The 15,152-nt window shown below is 40.7% G+C and carries 14 protein-coding genes; 6 read left to right on the top strand and 8 right to left on the bottom strand.

Going from position 1 to position 15,152, the window contains the following annotated elements; genetic code table 11:
* Nucleotides 1-4: 4 nt before the first annotated feature.
* A complete protein-coding gene (locus tag EHQ47_RS00150) occupies nt 5-1,750 on the bottom strand; it encodes a SpoIIE family protein phosphatase (RefSeq protein ID WP_135776280.1) in 1,746 nt (581 codons plus the stop codon).
* A gap of 6 nt (nt 1,751-1,756) precedes the next feature.
* Nucleotides 1,757-2,635, bottom strand: coding sequence for an acetylglutamate kinase (argB, locus tag EHQ47_RS00145; RefSeq protein ID WP_135776279.1), 879 nt, complete (start codon nt 2,633-2,635; stop codon nt 1,757-1,759).
* Between the two features lie 20 nt (nt 2,636-2,655).
* Here argB and EHQ47_RS00140 point away from each other — a divergent pair, with 20 nt between their 5' ends.
* Nucleotides 2,656-3,465 (top strand): carbon-nitrogen hydrolase family protein, encoded by an 810-nt coding sequence (locus tag EHQ47_RS00140; protein ID WP_135749284.1) that lies wholly within the window; start codon nt 2,656-2,658, stop codon nt 3,463-3,465.
* 52 nt (nt 3,466-3,517) lie between these two features.
* Here EHQ47_RS00140 and EHQ47_RS00135 read toward each other — a convergent pair whose 3' ends face one another.
* Entirely contained in the window at nt 3,518-4,411 is an 894-nt protein-coding gene (locus EHQ47_RS00135) for an alpha/beta fold hydrolase (RefSeq protein ID WP_135749283.1), read from the bottom strand.
* Between the two features lie 8 nt (nt 4,412-4,419).
* Nucleotides 4,420-5,550, bottom strand: a complete 1,131-nt coding sequence (gene alr, locus EHQ47_RS00130; RefSeq protein WP_135776278.1) for an alanine racemase — start codon at nt 5,548-5,550, stop codon at nt 4,420-4,422.
* A 55-nt stretch (nt 5,551-5,605) separates the two neighbouring features.
* Between alr and EHQ47_RS00125 the strand changes: the two genes are divergently transcribed.
* The 5 genes from EHQ47_RS00125 (at nt 5,606) to EHQ47_RS00105 (ending at nt 10,630) form a co-directional block, all read left to right on the top strand.
* Entirely contained in the window at nt 5,606-6,808 is a 1,203-nt protein-coding gene (locus tag EHQ47_RS00125; RefSeq protein WP_135749281.1) for an aminotransferase class V-fold PLP-dependent enzyme, read from the top strand.
* Nucleotides 6,809-6,833: 25 nt separating this feature from the next.
* The gene (locus EHQ47_RS00120) at nt 6,834-7,778 is read left to right on the top strand and encodes a bile acid:sodium symporter family protein (protein WP_135749280.1); all 945 of its coding nucleotides are present in this window, start codon (nt 6,834-6,836) and stop codon (nt 7,776-7,778) included.
* A gap of 34 nt (nt 7,779-7,812) precedes the next feature.
* Entirely contained in the window at nt 7,813-7,974 is a 162-nt protein-coding gene (gene rpmG / locus EHQ47_RS00115; RefSeq protein ID WP_081431684.1) for a 50S ribosomal protein L33, read from the top strand.
* A gap of 8 nt (nt 7,975-7,982) precedes the next feature.
* The gene (locus EHQ47_RS00110) at nt 7,983-8,447 is read left to right on the top strand and encodes a TraR/DksA family transcriptional regulator (protein ID WP_135694439.1); all 465 of its coding nucleotides are present in this window, start codon (nt 7,983-7,985) and stop codon (nt 8,445-8,447) included.
* 197 nt (nt 8,448-8,644) lie between these two features.
* The gene (locus EHQ47_RS00105; RefSeq protein WP_135749279.1) at nt 8,645-10,630 is read left to right on the top strand and encodes a hypothetical protein; all 1,986 of its coding nucleotides are present in this window, start codon (nt 8,645-8,647) and stop codon (nt 10,628-10,630) included.
* A gap of 3 nt (nt 10,631-10,633) precedes the next feature.
* Here the strand turns inward: EHQ47_RS00105 and EHQ47_RS00100 are convergent, their stop codons facing one another.
* The 4 genes from EHQ47_RS00100 to EHQ47_RS00085 form a co-directional block, all read right to left on the bottom strand.
* The gene (locus tag EHQ47_RS00100; protein ID WP_135749278.1) at nt 10,634-11,128 is read right to left on the bottom strand and encodes a YiiD C-terminal domain-containing protein; all 495 of its coding nucleotides are present in this window, start codon (nt 11,126-11,128) and stop codon (nt 10,634-10,636) included.
* Nucleotides 11,129-11,215: 87 nt separating this feature from the next.
* Nucleotides 11,216-12,400: an AMP-binding protein gene (locus EHQ47_RS00095; protein ID WP_135749277.1), complete on the bottom strand. Its 1,185-nt coding sequence runs from the start codon at nt 12,398-12,400 to the stop codon at nt 11,216-11,218.
* Nucleotides 12,401-12,468: 68 nt separating this feature from the next.
* On the bottom strand, nt 12,469-14,238 hold the full coding sequence (locus EHQ47_RS00090; protein ID WP_135749276.1) for an LruC domain-containing protein: 1,770 nt from the start codon (nt 14,236-14,238) through the stop codon (nt 12,469-12,471).
* 177 nt (nt 14,239-14,415) lie between these two features.
* Complete coding sequence (locus EHQ47_RS00085; protein ID WP_135749275.1) at nt 14,416-15,141, bottom strand: ubiquinone/menaquinone biosynthesis methyltransferase; 726 nt, start codon at nt 15,139-15,141, stop codon at nt 14,416-14,418.
* Nucleotides 15,142-15,152 lie beyond the last annotated feature (11 nt).

The raw sequence follows: 15,152 nt of genomic DNA, 5'->3' as shown, positions 1-15,152 counted from the left end.
ATTATTAGTTTAGACGAATAATAAAGAGAGAAAGGTCATCGTGTGGCTCTGCTTCTCCCACAAATTCACTTACTTTTTGTAAAATCGCCTGCCTAATCACTTCTGGGGGATCGTTGATATGAGATAAGATCACAGATTCTAGTCGTTCTTCTGAAAAAAGTTCTTCTTTCATGTTCATGGCTTCTGTCACACCATCGGTATACAACACCAACAAATCACCGGGTAAATAACTTACTGTATGTTCAGAAAACTCACAATTCCCAATACCCATTGGTTGTCCTTTGCCAGAAAGGTGTTGGATTTTATGATGTTTTTTGCGATAGATGATTTGTAAATTATGACCTGCAGAAGAATAAGTTAATTCTTTTTTTGTCATATTGATACGCACAAGCATTGCAGTGACAAACATTAGAAAACCAGATTTATCTTGTAAGATTTGATTGGCATTGAAGAGAGCTTCACTTGTGGAAGTTGTTTTTGACACTTCTTGTTGTAAAACCGTTTTGGAAAATTCCATAAAGAGGGCAGCAGGTGTTCCTTTTCCAGACACGTCTGCAATGATTACAGAAACTTCGTCTTTCCCATGTACAACCATATCATAAAAATCCCCACCAATTTCACGGGATGCTTGGTAATAGGTATCAAATTCAAGTAATGAATATTGTTTGGGGATGATAGGGAGTGAATGTTTTTGGATCATTGCCGCCACTTGCATATCACGATCAATGTTTTTCAAACGTTCACTTTGTATCTTAACTTGTAAGGCAGTATATGCTTCTCCAACCTGGTTGGTAAGAGTTCTTAAAATTCGAATGTCCATCTCATCAAATCGAGTTCGAGATGTTTTGTCGGAAACAACAAGAGAACCTAACCATTCTTTGTTTTTTAAGATAGGGAATAGGATCATACTATGTTGGAATAAACCTTTGTGAGTGAGTTGGATTCCTTGTGGTGAGTTTGCCGTAATGATTTTATAGCCTTTGAACATCCAATCGGCTCTATCAGCAAATAATAAGGTCTCTACATCTTCATCGTGGATTTGATCGGAAAACCCTTTGGATTTGGAACGAGGAAGTCCTTTTTTTTCAATTTTTTCGAAGTTGAGGCAAACTCTATCCACTTGCAAAACTTCCGAGATGGTTTTGACTGCAAGATCCATAAATTCGTCAGAACTTTGGATATTGGCAAGGGCTTGGGAAATTTTAAATAAACCATTGAGCTCGTTCGCGCGTAAGTTGAGGCTATCAATGAGAAGACGATTTTTGACGGCTATTGCTGCTAAGTTGGAAAGATACTTTAAAATTTTAATGTCGCTATGATTGAAATCACGATTATCAAGGGAGTTGACTGCTTCGAGAACTCCTTGTACTTCTCCTTGTGCAACCATAGGAACACAAAGAAGGTTCCTTGTCACATAACCTACTTTTTGATCAATCGCCTTAAAAATCCTTGGATCGTTGGCGGCATCGTTTACAATTTCCGGTTTGAGAGTTTCGAGTACCATCCCTGCAATCCCTTTCCCCCTAGGAACTGTTAGGTGGGCAAGGGACTCTTCTTTTAATCCACTGGTCGTATTAAAAACCAACTGATCATTTTCTTTGTCGTATAGGAGTAGGGAAGATCCTTCTGTTTGGAGAACGTCACGAGTGATCCCCATTATCTCTCCTAGAAGTGTATCCAAATCTTCTTGAGAATTGATGCGGCTGGTAATGTCTGAAATCAGACTTAATGTCAGTAGTTTAGTAGGCATCCGAATCTATCCTTGTTCGATCAAACTTCCAATCCCTTGGTTCGTCAATATTTCAATTAAGACGGAATGAGCAACTCGTCCGTCAATGATGTGGGCTCTTTTGACTCCAGAGTCAATGGCTCGCAAACAACACTCTACTTTTGGTATCATGCCACCAGAGATCTGTCCACTTTTTATATGGTCGTGAATGTCTGCTTTTTTGAGACCCGTTACCAATTGCCCATCAATGAGAATTCCCGGTGTGTCCGTGAGTAAAATGAGTTTGTCCGCATGGAGAGCTTCCGCTATGGCACCAGCCATTGTGTCTGCATTGATATTCAAAGTCTGACCATCTTTTGACATCGCAACAGGAGAGATGATTGGGATAAAACCTTCACGTTGTAAGGTGAGTAAAATATTGGGATCAACTTCTGTTACTTCGCCTACAAGGCCTAAATCTACTTTTTGAACCTTACCATCTTCCCCTTCCACTTCCATTAGATATTTTTCAGCAATCGCAAGTCCTCCGTCTTTCCCAGAGAGACCAACTGGTTTTCCGCCTTTTTCTTGGATGAGAGATACAATTTGTTTGTTCACTTTTCCAGTGAGAACCATCTCCACCACTTCCATTGTGGCTTCATCAGTGACCCTATGGCCTCGAACGAACTGAGTATTGAGATTGAGTGACTTGATAAGAGCGTTTATTTCTGGTCCACCACCATGAACCACAACAGGATTGATCCCTAAATATTTGAGGAGTACAATATCTTCAGCAAAAGATGCCTTTAATTCTTCTTCCACCATGGCTGCTCCGCCATATTTGATGACAATGGTTTTCCCAGAATATTTGATCAAATAGGGAAGTGCTTCCAAGATATGATTGATTTTTTCAGAATGGTGGTTCATAAAAGTCCTCATTTATGATAATGAAATTTAAAGCCGCCGCAGTGCAAGTCACAAGTACAGCAAGAGTCTCAAATAACCTAACTAAGTGTAGGCAACTTGTGGAAGAAGCGGCTTCTGCCGGTGCCAAGGTCATTGGCCTTCCTGAAAATTTTTCTTTTATGGGAAGTGAAGAGGAGAAAAAAAATCTTCTGGGTCAAATCGAAGAAGAAACAAATGTTTTTTTACAAGAAACTTCTAAAGACCTTGGTATCTTTCTACTAGGGGGAGGTTTTCCGACTAAGGCACCAACGGGAAAGGTCTACAATACCGCTGTCATCACAAATCCGGAAGGAAAAGAAGTCTTTCGTTATCATAAAGCTCATCTTTTTAATGCGGTTGTCGGCGATGGATTTAATTATAGCGAATCGAATTCCACAGAAAGTGGGGGAAAGGTTCCCGATGTCATCCAAACCGAGTATGGTAAAATTTCTTCCGCCATTTGTTACGACATTCGTTTTCCAGAACTCTTTCGTGCTTTGTCCAAAAAAGGAGTAGAACTTTGTTTTCTGCCTGCAGCCTTTACTGTTCCTACGGGAGAAGCCCATTGGCATGTGCTCCTTCGCGCTCGAGCCATTGAGAATTTTATGTATGTACTCGCACCGGGTCAGACAGGAGTTCATGATCCCCATGGGAAACGAAAAACCTTTGGCCATTCTCTCATCATTTCTCCTTGGGGAGAAATTTTAGATGAGATTCACAATACGGAAGGTTTTGCCATTGCCGAGATCGACTTACAAAAGTTAAGCGAAATCCGAAACCAACTTCCTAGCCTAAACCACCGTCTGTTCTAAACCGAGAGTGTTTTTTTGAATCATGCTTTGTCCGCTTTGGACTTTGGAATGATTAAAAAAATGACCTTTTGGTTGCGGAGACCTTTTTCATCAAAAGAAAGTCTTTCATGACTTTTTCAGCTGCCTTTTGTTTTTCCATGTGTACAAAATGTCCGCATTCGGAAAATAATACTGCTTTGACGTGAGGGGTGGTTCTTTCCAGTTCCATCACATCTTTTCCTGGAATGATTGGATCTTCTTCTCCTCGCATGATGAGTGTGGGTACTTGGTTTCCAAAAACTAGGGGACGGATATCAGTTCTATCCAACATCTCCAGAATCATTAGAATTTGTCTTGGGTTCAGGCATTCAAATTGTGGGTTATAGTCTTTGAGGAATTGTTTGATTTCTTCACGGGCATGGAAGGCAGACGAATCATACACTCCATAGGAAAATCCGATTTGTAAGGCTTTGGGAAGGGCCTTTCCAATTTTGAATCCAAAGTCAAAAAAACTACCTAAGTTCGCACGAAGTCCCATCACACCGATTTTTAAAATTCCAGGTACAGGTCCGTGGACAAAAGGTGCAATCGAAATGACTTGTTTGATTCGCTGCGGGAATAAAGAAGCTATGGCGAGCACTGCCATTCCACCGGTCGAATGACCCACAAGGGTAATGTCTTTTTCTCCTGCAGAGGCCCAAATCCCTTGTGCTTGTGTTTCTAAAAAGTCTTGGAGGGTAAGTCCTTTTTTTTGATCAAAAATTTCTGCAGGGTAATGACCAACTAAGTCTAGTTCAACGACGTCTCCGAATTGACGAAAAAAGGGAATGTTAAGACCCCAATACCCAGCTGCCGAACACCAACCACCAATCAGAACAATTGTTTCTTTTGCTTTGGGATTGAGAGACTTGTGTTTCACATAAGTGAGTCTATGATTTTTCCAATTATAAATTTGTCTTTCTGACATATCGTCCTCTAGTCTTCAATGATGCGAGGGAAAGATCCCAAAATTCTTGTGACCACTTCATAATTAATTGTACCTGTCCAAGCCGCATGGTCATCTGCTGATATGGTTTCATTTCCCGATTTTCCGAGAATCACAACATCATCCCCTAGTTTTGCATCCGGGATATGAGTGATATCAAGCATAGTCATATTCATACAAATCCGACCCAAAATTTTGGCCCTTTCTCCGCGAACGAGCATATACCCATTGTTGGAAAGTTTTCTATCTAGTCCCTCATAGTATCCGACGGGTACAACTGCCAATTTTGTATCATGTGTGGTTTTATATGTGGACCCATACCCGATAAATGTTCCTTGGTTTAGATTCTGGATGTGTTGGATTTGTGTTTTCCAACTGAGGGCTGGTTTTAACATCCCCACATCTTTTTTCATAAGAGATAAAGAAAGTTTTGTTTCTAAACTTGGCCAAAGTCCGTAAAGAGAAATTCCCACACGAACCAAATCCATTCTTGCTTCCGAAAATAACATAGCGGAAGCAGAAGAAGCACAGTGGCAAATAAGATCGATAAACCCGTGTTTAGTGAAAGCGTCTATTGCATCTTGGAACTTACCCAATTGTAACATGGAATAACTATGTTCTGTAAAATCTTCTGTGCTCGCAAAGTGAGTGGCAATCCCTGCAAGAGGGAGTTTTTTTTCAAAGATTTCCTTGGCAAGGGCATCGGCATCCGTGGTAGGAATCCCAAGTCTTGACATCCCAGTATCAACTTTTAAATGGATTTTTGGGGTTGGTGAAAGTTTGGCGAGGATTTCCATTTCTTCGATCCGTGAGACCATCACCCAAAAATTTTCATCTGCCAAAGATTCCTTTCTTTCTTTTAGATCGGGAATACTTCCCATAATGAGGATGGTGGCTTTCGTGAATACACGTCGGATGGATAAGGCTTCTTCCAAGGAGTTGACACCCAAGTAGTCAGCTCCGGCATCGAGGGCGATGGAAGCTGTTGCTAGTAGCCCATGTCCATATGCATTGGATTTGATAATGGCCGTAAACTTGGTTTTAGGACCAATCAGTTTGCGAAACAGGGCGATATTGTGGCTAAAAGCTGAACGAGAGAGGTAAATCCGAGAAGAGAGCACGGTCCCATTTTTTTTTACTTTTCTCTTCTGTCGCTTCAGATATTTCTATTTTTGAATGTCTCTTAATCACTCCGAAATTCCTTCGTTTCCCTCTTTCGAAAATTGGAAAGGGATCTCCCAGTATTTCCCCGTACAGAATGATTCCGTTTGGTTGAATTATTGTGGAACGACACCCGTTTCGACCTATGCCATCCAGATGATGAATCTCTATTTCCAGGAATATGCTAAGTTTGGGATTTTTGCCCCTATTTTTGCAGAACCAGTCATCAAATCTACCATCCGTGGGTACATCGCAGAGATTCTTTCTTGTGATCCATCTGAAATTGGGATTGTGCATAACACAAGTGAGGGGATGAATCTCTATTCTCATAGCATCCAAATCCCGAAAGGAAAACGGATCCTTGTTTTAGAAAACGAATATCCAAGCAATGTGTATCCTTGGGAACATTGGAAAGAAAAGGGTGTTGGTTTAGATTTTATTCCTGTAGGGAAAACTCCTGATGAATTTTTAACCAACCTCAAAAACGAATTAGAAAAAGGGGATGTGTATATCCTTAGCCTATCACCTGTTCATTGGTGTACGGGAGTGGCTTTCGATATGGAAGAAGTTTCTAATCTTTGTGATACTCATTCTACAAAACTTGTGATTGACGGAAGCCAAGCAGTAGGCCATATCCCTTTGGATTTTGGAAAACTGAAAGTGGCTTTTTGTGCCTTTGCCGCCTGGAAGTGGTTACTCGGTCCTTTGGGGCTTGGAGTGGTGTACTTATCCAAAGAAGAATCCAAAGGTTTCCAACTGATCTTCAAAGGCCAATCCAGTGTGGTCAACGATTCCAATTATTTCCCATATCGTAATGAATGGAAACCGGCAGCCGACCAATTTGAACAAAGTACGATTAATTTCAATGATTGGATTTATTTTTATGCGTCATTAAAGATGTTATCAACTCTTGGGTTTTCAAGGGTTAGGGAACGAATTTATGAAGTGGCAGGGATGTTGAAAAACGCACTTCACGATCTGGGTTTTACTTTAGAATCAGATGCATTCCCCAATGTCAAAACAGGAATCCTTGCCATCACTGGTCATAAAGATCCTTCCAAGTTCCAACCGGAGGCCATCCAGGCCTTTTTAAAACAAAGAAAAATCACAACAGCGGTGCGACTGGGACGACTCCGAATGGCCCCTCATATTGCCATCGAAGAAGAACATGTGGCTCGTGTGAAAGAAGCATTGAAAGATTACCTAAGTCAAAGTTAGGTGAACGAGTAAAATCAAATCTTATATGGTTACTAAAATTTCTAAACTGATTGTGACTGCTTTTCCGGTAGTGCTTCTTTTCATTTCCGCCATTGGATTTGGATTCCCGGAAAAAATCATTTGGTTCAAAGGCCCTTGGATCACTTATAGTCTCGGTGCGATTATGCTTGGGATGGGACTCACTCTAGAAGCAGAAGATTTTATTCGGATCTTAAAACAACCAAAACCCATTCTCATTGGAACTATCTTGCAATATACGATTATGCCCATCCTTGGATACTCACTCGGGTATTTATTCCAATTGCCAGAAGCCTTCGCCGTGGGACTCATCCTAGTTTCTTGTTGCCCTGGGGGGACCGCATCCAACGTGATCACATTTTTGTCCAAAGCGGATGTCCCCTTAAGTGTTACTTTAACTTCTGTATCTACCATCCTTGGAATCCTCATGACTCCTTTTCTAATTTCCGTTCTCATTGGAAGTCGATTGGAAATTGATAGGTGGGGACTTGTGTTTACAACCTTCCAAGTGATCTTGGTTCCTGTTGGATTAGGATTATTTTTAAAATCAATTTTCCCAAAACTCACAAAAGAGATCCAAGACTTCTTTCCCGTACTTTCTGTACTGTTGATTGCGATGATTGTGGCTTCGATCATTGCCAGTGGAAAAGAGACCATCCTTAATTCGGACTTTCGTATCTTTTTTGCGGTCATCCTTTTGCACCTAGGTGGGTTTGGACTTGGTGGGATTTTTAGCTGGTATCTGACAAAGAATGTAAAAACAGCAAAAACCATTTCGATTGAAGTAGGGATGCAGAATTCAGGGCTTGGGGCAGTCCTTGCAAGGACACATTTTCTCGATCCGAACACCGCAATTCCTAGTGCTTTATCGAGTTTGACCCATTCTCTCTTGGGGAGTTTGTTTGCGACCTATTTCAGAAAGGAACTGAAAAAACCCGCTATTGTCGATTGACTATATATGGGGTCGGTACGTCATGGCATAAATTATGAGAGAAATCATAAAACTAACCTGTGTCCCATGTGCGATCCCTGGGCGGTCAAATTACTTCCAGACTAAAAATAAGAAGACAAAGTCGGAAAAACTTGTGACTAAAAAATATTGCAAATTTTGCAAATCCCATACAGATCACAAGGAATCCAAAGTCTAAGGAATAAGATGCCGAAACCAGCTGCAAAATCTTCATCCGAGAAGGGAGTGGACAAAAAGTTCATTGAAGAGGTGCGTGAGCTCCTCCAAGAGAAAAAAGAGTCCCTCCTCGTCAAACTCAACCAATGGGAAGACACTAGTTCTCCATCTGGGTTGAAGGAGATGGGTGATATTGCGGACATCGCATCCGAACTCAATTCAGAAGCCTTAACTTCTGTTTTGACTGAAAACGAAATTGAAACCCTACGTGAGATTGAACTTGCGTTAGAAAAGATTGAAAACGGAACCTACGGGATCTGTGAGGGAACTAAGAAAAAAATTCCTCTCGCAAGACTCAAGGCCATCCCGTGGACAAGATTTACTGTGGAATTTGCAGAACAAATGGCAAAAAGCCGTAACCGTGCTGGTGGATACCGTATGGATTCTTTATCTGCTTACCCAGTCACCGGAATGGATGTGGATTCTCTCGATTAAGAGAAATCCCTTCGTCCTTTTCCCGAATAAGACCACGCCGAATTCTCCCTCAACTTTTAAATTTACATTTGCTTTGCCGTGCCTTTCTCTAAACTCTTTCTATCGTGAGTTTTCCAAACCGGCTGCGCACCTTACCATTCTTTGATCTTTTCTTTTTTTCCATTTTAACGTACTCCCTTTGGAGTCTTCATCGTTACGTGGAACCGGTTCCCACCGTTCATTTTTTCCCATCCTTTTTATTGCAGTTTTCCTTTGGTTTTTTCCCACAGATGTACCAGCGGAAGTGGGGCCGAATCTTTACAGCTCTTGGAGTGTTCACTTTCTTGCGACTGCCTTATTTGTCAGGACTACCCATGGTGGGTTCCTACCAACTAGTTGGTTTGTTTTTTGGCTCCATTCTTGGGATTTGGACAAGAGAGGTCATCCTTGTCCTCCTAGGCAGAAATGAAACTGCTCTTCCCAAACAATCCGAACAGATTCTGACTGACTGGATGATTCGAAATCCAACGGGAAAATCCAATCTGCCCATTTGGTATTCTACTTACTTTGGATTTATTATTTTTTTGTTTTTTCTTGTTATGCTTTGCCTTTTCCAATACCAGGGATTGGGTTTGGTCTCTGGACTTGGGATCCAAGAGTATTTGTATTTTCCTTCTCTTTCCTCTCGGGAAGCAATGGGGCTTTCTTGTAAAATTTTAATTCCCACTGCCTTTGTGGTTTTGTATCTATTTTCGGAAGAAAGATCCATGCCAACACCATCTAAGGATAGTTTGTCGGAACAATTGCGGTTTGGAATTTTTTTAGGTTTTGGTATCAACTTACTAGTAATATGTATCCAATCCGTTTGGAGTTTGGAGTTTTTCTCAGAAGGAACTCTGGAAAGTGTAAAAGTAGGCCGTACAACTGGACTTTTGCAAGACTCTGGATCAGCTTCCTGGATCCTTCCAATTCTATCTCTTCTTTGGATTTCCAAACTCATCAGCATTTGGAGACAATCTAAAGAAAGATTTAGTTTGGTCCTTGCCATTTTATCTTTTCTTTTTGTGACTTGGCTTGGTCTGAAACAAGGAAAAGCGTTTTGGGTGATATGGATTATTTGTAATGCTGTTGGTGTTATTCATTTAACAACTGATTTGTGGATCGTTTCTATCACAAAAAAAAGAATCATAAGGATCGGTTCTTACTTCCTTCTTCCTTTGTTTTTTTTCCTTATTCTATATGGATTAAGTTTTCTAAAAAAAGATTGGGATTTGGTTGAATTATCCAAACGTTCTATGGAGGCCATATCGGTTTGGAAAACGGAACCATATTTGGCTTTAAAACGAATGGATTTAGTTCGTGCGGAACTTCTTACCATTTGTACGGAAGGAATCAAAAACAATCTGTGGTTGGGGAATGGAATTGGTTCTTTTCCACTTGGTTTACTTGACCCTCTACGGGTTGGAACCAGAACTTCCAACGGGATGATCGATTTCCCACCTAACTTCTATTTATGGCTTATCCATGATTTGGGAATTTTTGGAACCTTTGTTTTTTTGTTTTATATCGGTGTTTTTTTATGGGAACGTGGGTTATGGAAACAAAGTTTGTTACTCATCATTCCGCTATTTTTCGGTGTACAAATCCAAAACTCAGACGGGGCGTTTCTCTGTTTTTACTTAATCCTACTAGGTGAAAAGGGATCTGGATTTTCCCCATCTTTTGACAAACTTAGAAAAACGATTTGGTTTTCTCCCTTGTTATTAATCCTTTCGGTAGGCCTTCCACTCAATTATGCATTATTTTATTCAGGGAAATTTTGGGATTTGGGAATTGGATCAGAATTTCGAAAAACCCAATTAGGAGAGTACCAATCAGCTGTAACGATTCCTCCTAGGTCGCCTAACTATGAATATGAATTTCATGGGAAAGTTTGGGAATGGAAACTGTCCGAATTTGGTCCTTCCCGAGCGGGAAGGATTTTGTTAGAAACAAAAAGTAAAAGTTTAGTAGTCGAAATTCTATTTTTGAATTCAGACAGAGTTATCATTAAACAAGAGTTATTTACTGAAACCAACCAAGGTTATATTTGGTCAGGAGAATGTCCTAAAGGTGCATCCTATATCCGCCTGAAGTCAAGGTCCCGATTGGAATTTCGATTGCCCCGATCCAGTTTTGACGGAAACAATCGAATCCAGTTTTAAAACTTAAATCAATCTTCGGATATATAAATCCTTAGTGATTTTGGCGACGGTTTTCCCATCTTCGCCAACAACTTCTGTCTCATAGGTTCGAATGGTTTTTTTCTCTTTTTTCAAAAGTTCTTTTAAATCTTCAAATTCGTTATTTGGAATATGGAAGGTTGCGGTGACTGTACCTTCTCCCGGTTTTACAAAATCAATTTTTGCCCCTTTGTCCCAAACCATATAATCTTTTCCAAGATTCATCATTAATAAAAACATAAAGAACGGATCACACATGGAATATAACGATCCACCAAAATGAGTCCCCACATAATTCGTGTTGGATAGAATCAGAGGCATAGTCACAATCATGGTGTTTTTGTCTACGAGTCTGGGTAGAATATTGGCACCTTCATACGGTTTGAACATGCGAAATGCTTGTTCAAAACCATAAGTCTGTTCTAAAAACTGCCATAAAGGATGAACTTTGTATTCTAAAAGAATTTCTCTGTGTCTCATAATGACAAGAATTTAAAATATAGAACGATCGGTCTACGTTTTCTTATCCATCCAAAAAAGAAAAAATGAAAAACACAGAAAATATCTTCAGTTTGATCCTAGATTTTTTTGGGGTGTTCTTTCCTCCCTTTGGTTTTGTTTGGATCGGTATTTTTCGGTGCAAAGTTTGGTGATGGTTAAATAATCTGGTTTTCCGTTGGGTAATTTTGGGATTTCGGGATTTTTTAAAATCACACGAGGGAGATGGCTTGCTGGTAATTCTTTTTGTAAGATTCGTAATATTTCCACATCCGATAAGATCGATGAAGAGAAAAGGCCAATGATTTCTCCTAATTCATCAGAAACCGGGACAGAAATAAATTCGCCTTCCATTCCTAAACCTAAAATTTCTGATTCAATCTGGTCCAAAGAAACTCGTTTTCCATTGTGTTTGATGATTCGATCTTTTCTACCGAAAAGATACCATCCTAAATCAGAGAAGTTTCCTAAATCATTTGTCGAGTAATATTCGCTAGGTGGTATGATTTGTTCTTCCCAACCTTCCTCTTTCAAAAGAAAGGATGTATGTGATAAAAAGGGACTTTTCATTTGTAATTCTGTTTCTGCCATACCTTCTACGGATCGAAATTTTGTTTCAATACTCGAAAGGATTTGGAATCTATTTTGTCGTAGTGGGTCTCGAAACCCAATTGCCCCAGTTTCTGTTGCTCCATAGATTTCTGTGATTGAGATCCCACCTAGATCCCTTAGGGAACGAGCAAGTGGCACAGGGAATTTCATTCCTGAAACGATTGCATGAAGAGGAAGTTTTTTCTCAGAATGGAAAGCCTTCTGCAGTTGTGGGGCTGAAGTGATCCATAAATCTCCGCCTTCTGGATTTGGATTTCCTTCGACCAAAACCCCCAATCGTTTGGGGATTAAAAATCCCCAAAGCAGTCCATACAAATGGCAAAGTGGGACCTGTACTTGCACTTTGTCTGCATTAGTAAATAGTCTTTGGATTTCCGGCAACATTGTCCAATATGAGATTTCGTTTTCAATTTCTCCCCATTTTTTCCAAACCATTTTCGGAAGCCCAGTGGATCCCGATGTGAGAATACAAAAAGAATTTGGTGAGTCCAAAGTGGGAAGGGGGAAATGGTGTAAAGGTGCTTCTAGTTTGGTTCCTTTCCAAAGGGGATCGATGAGGATTGGATTTTGGGATTTTAAGTCAGAATCAAAGTTCCCTGAAAGAAAATATTCATTGGTTGCAAACCGAAGGACTGAGGCCATAAAACAAAAAATCCTTCCCCCATAGAATGAAGGAAGGATTTCTTTTGTAAGCAGGTTAGTCTGTTAAGTTAAGCTGCTTGTTTTTTTTGCAATCGTTTTTTCATGAGGAACCCGAGGGCAGCTCCCACGACAATCAAACTTGCCGAAACTTCTAGAGCATTTTTGCGTACTGCTTTGATTAGATAGGCAGAAAATCCATTGTCAGCATAAAAATCGCTAACTCGAACCACATACGATGGGCGGTTAGGTGCTGGGATTTGGTCTACATGTAAATACCAATCTTTATGAGCCACTCCATTAGAATTCATCCAAGAGTTAAAGAAGATATAACCCGAAGTCGATGGCTTACGAATGTCGGCCCCTTCTGTAGGGTGGTTGAAGATTCCTGGAACAATGATAGCCCATGGAAACCCCTTACTGTCTAAGAAAGAATCTTTTCCTGCACTATTTGTGAAGTAACCAGGGCGATAAATTTGTCGGTAAACTCCATCTGTCTTTTGGTTGATGGCAAGGAAGTAGTTGAGGTGACCACCTACAAGGTTTTTCGTCGCGTTTAAATCCACTGGTTCTTCAAAGGTAATCGTCACCTGAGCAGTGACACCACGAACAAAATCATTGATTGTAAACGTAGTTCCTGCACTTGGAGCGTTCTTTTTGCCAAACAAAGTTTTGTCAGAACTTGGAAGAATTAGAATCCCTCGTTTGAGCTGTGCTGTATTTAAAGTTCCACCAGTACAATCTCCCACTGCATTGGCAGTGTATTTGGAAGCAGAAACACAACCATTCCATGGTTGGCCACTTCCATCAATATAATTCACTTGTACAGTTGCATTGGTTGGGACATCCAAAGAAAGTCTTAATTCATGATTGTATCCTGCACCTTTTGCTACATGGGTGTAAGTTCCACGAATCGTCTTTACTTTGTTTGTTGGTGTTTTGTCCATCTCTGTGCTGAATACAGTTGAATGGTCATTTAAATCTGCATCTCCTGCAGAAGGATACATATCTTCGAAAGCAATTGTGTATCGACCGGAACGTGCTGTTGTTGCAAGGCTTGGATCGTCTGGGAATTCATCATAAGAATTGGCAACACCGTCACAATCAGAGTCAACAGCTTGCACACAACCATTCACTGGTTGGAAGTTAGTTGTATCAACATTGACAACTGGAGCTACGACAACTGTTCCTGATCCTTCTGATCCGGAACCTGTAGAAGGTTGTTGGATGGGAGCAGAACCTGTAATTTCAACCACTTCTCCTGTTGTCGGATTCACCCCAATCACACTCACTTCCACTGTGGTCACAGTTGGTGGCACACTGATAGGAATGGTAACAGAACCATTGGAATCAGTGGTTCCCGTTCCTACAACATTTGGCTCTCCCGTAGTTGTTGTTTCAGTCACTGTTACAGGTGCGTTTGCCACGGGACCTGCTTCGTTTTCGATCACGACAGTGACGGGAACTGTTACGTTGGTTTCAAAATTAAAATCCCCACCGTTATTGGTTTGGTCTACAACAACGACAGTTGTTTCATTGTTTACGGTCGTTGGTGCGGGAGTTGGGGTAGTCGCAACAGGAGTCCCAGGACTTGTTGTGGTTTGGTCACCAGTCGTAGCACCACCTGTTGTTTCTGTGGGAGGAGTGACTTGGTTTGGGTCAGTGGTTTCTAATCCAACCACTGTGAATGTGCCATCACCGGTATTGGCTGAAGATGTAGCAGCTTGCTGAGTGCTTCCATCTCCTAGACCTAAAAATGGGAGAAGTAATAAACCTTTCTTTTTATTGGAGCAGTCCAATAATATAAGGGGAATTGTGAAAAGAACGAACCATCGTTTCATGTTGAGATTTCCTACCTGCATAGGGAATTAAACGACAAAATCGCTAAAAATACAACGCAGATTTCATGAAATTTAGGGAAATCCATTGGATTTTTGGGGAGATGTACGGGCACCGATCAAAAAAAAGAACGATTTCCCAAACAAATCAGACATAAATCTGATTTGTTTTATTTAATATTAGTTAGTCGCTACGTGGGCAACGGCATTACCAAATACAAAGTTCTGGAACCTGACGTTTCGGAATCCAAGTTCTGTGAGAATGGCTGATAGGGTTTCTTGGTCGGGATAGACCTTTGAGGAATGCGGGAGGTAGTCAAACATCTCATTTTCCTTTCCGTAGAGCAAATACCCAAAAAGAGGAACCATTTTGAAGAAATAAAAATCGGCAAAGAATTTTAAGAATTTTGGTCTCACACGTCCCACATCCAAATTCACAAAAACTCCATCTTTCTTTAATACTCGTTTGATTTCCAAAAGACATTTTCGTAAGTCAGACACATTACGAAGGCCAAATCCCATGGTCACAATATCAAAACTACCGTCGGCAAACTGTTTTAGATTCATCGCATCGCCGATGAGGAGTTCGACTTTGGGGTTATTGGGAATCTTACGGATGGCAAAGGACAACATTTTCTCTGAAAAATCAAGGCCTACCACTCGGTTTAAGTTTGGGTCTTTAGAAAGCCGAAGGGTAATGTCTCCTGTCCCACAACAAAGGTCGAGGGCGGATTTGGCAGAAGGTACGCTTTTCCGAGCCTCTCTCACCACCCAATCTTTCCAAATCCTATGGAGAAAAAAGCTATTCCAATCATTGAATCGATCATAAGCCTTCGCGATTCCATCAAAATTGGTTCTTACATATTCCGGTTTCTTTTCTTGGGATGGGAGTTGGTATTGGTTCATAGAGGTCGATA

The organism is Leptospira bourretii, from assembly GCF_004770145.1.
GTDB lineage: Bacteria > Spirochaetota > Leptospiria > Leptospirales > Leptospiraceae > Leptospira_A > Leptospira_A bourretii.
This window is presented reverse-complemented; position numbering and strand designations above follow the sequence as displayed.

Excerpts from the sequence above, each read along its gene's own strand:
- EHQ47_RS00150 (WP_135776280.1), bottom strand. The coding sequence starts at position 1,750 with ATGCCTACTAAACTACTGACATTAAGTCTGATTTCAGACATTACCAGC.
- argB (WP_135776279.1), bottom strand. The coding sequence starts at position 2,635 with ATGAACCACCATTCTGAAAAAATCAATCATATCTTGGAAGCACTTCCC.
- EHQ47_RS00140 (WP_135749284.1), top strand. The coding sequence starts at position 2,656 with ATGAAATTTAAAGCCGCCGCAGTGCAAGTCACAAGTACAGCAAGAGTC.
- EHQ47_RS00135 (WP_135749283.1), bottom strand. The coding sequence starts at position 4,411 with ATGTCAGAAAGACAAATTTATAATTGGAAAAATCATAGACTCACTTAT.
- EHQ47_RS00125 (WP_135749281.1), top strand. The coding sequence starts at position 5,606 with ATGTCTCTTAATCACTCCGAAATTCCTTCGTTTCCCTCTTTCGAAAAT.
- EHQ47_RS00120 (WP_135749280.1), top strand. The coding sequence starts at position 6,834 with ATGGTTACTAAAATTTCTAAACTGATTGTGACTGCTTTTCCGGTAGTG.
- rpmG (WP_081431684.1), top strand. The coding sequence starts at position 7,813 with ATGAGAGAAATCATAAAACTAACCTGTGTCCCATGTGCGATCCCTGGG.
- EHQ47_RS00110 (WP_135694439.1), top strand. The coding sequence starts at position 7,983 with ATGCCGAAACCAGCTGCAAAATCTTCATCCGAGAAGGGAGTGGACAAA.
- EHQ47_RS00100 (WP_135749278.1), bottom strand. The coding sequence starts at position 11,128 with ATGAGACACAGAGAAATTCTTTTAGAATACAAAGTTCATCCTTTATGG.
- EHQ47_RS00095 (WP_135749277.1), bottom strand. The coding sequence starts at position 12,400 with ATGGCCTCAGTCCTTCGGTTTGCAACCAATGAATATTTTCTTTCAGGG.
- EHQ47_RS00090 (WP_135749276.1), bottom strand. The coding sequence starts at position 14,238 with ATGAAACGATGGTTCGTTCTTTTCACAATTCCCCTTATATTATTGGAC.
- EHQ47_RS00085 (WP_135749275.1), bottom strand. The coding sequence starts at position 15,141 with ATGAACCAATACCAACTCCCATCCCAAGAAAAGAAACCGGAATATGTA.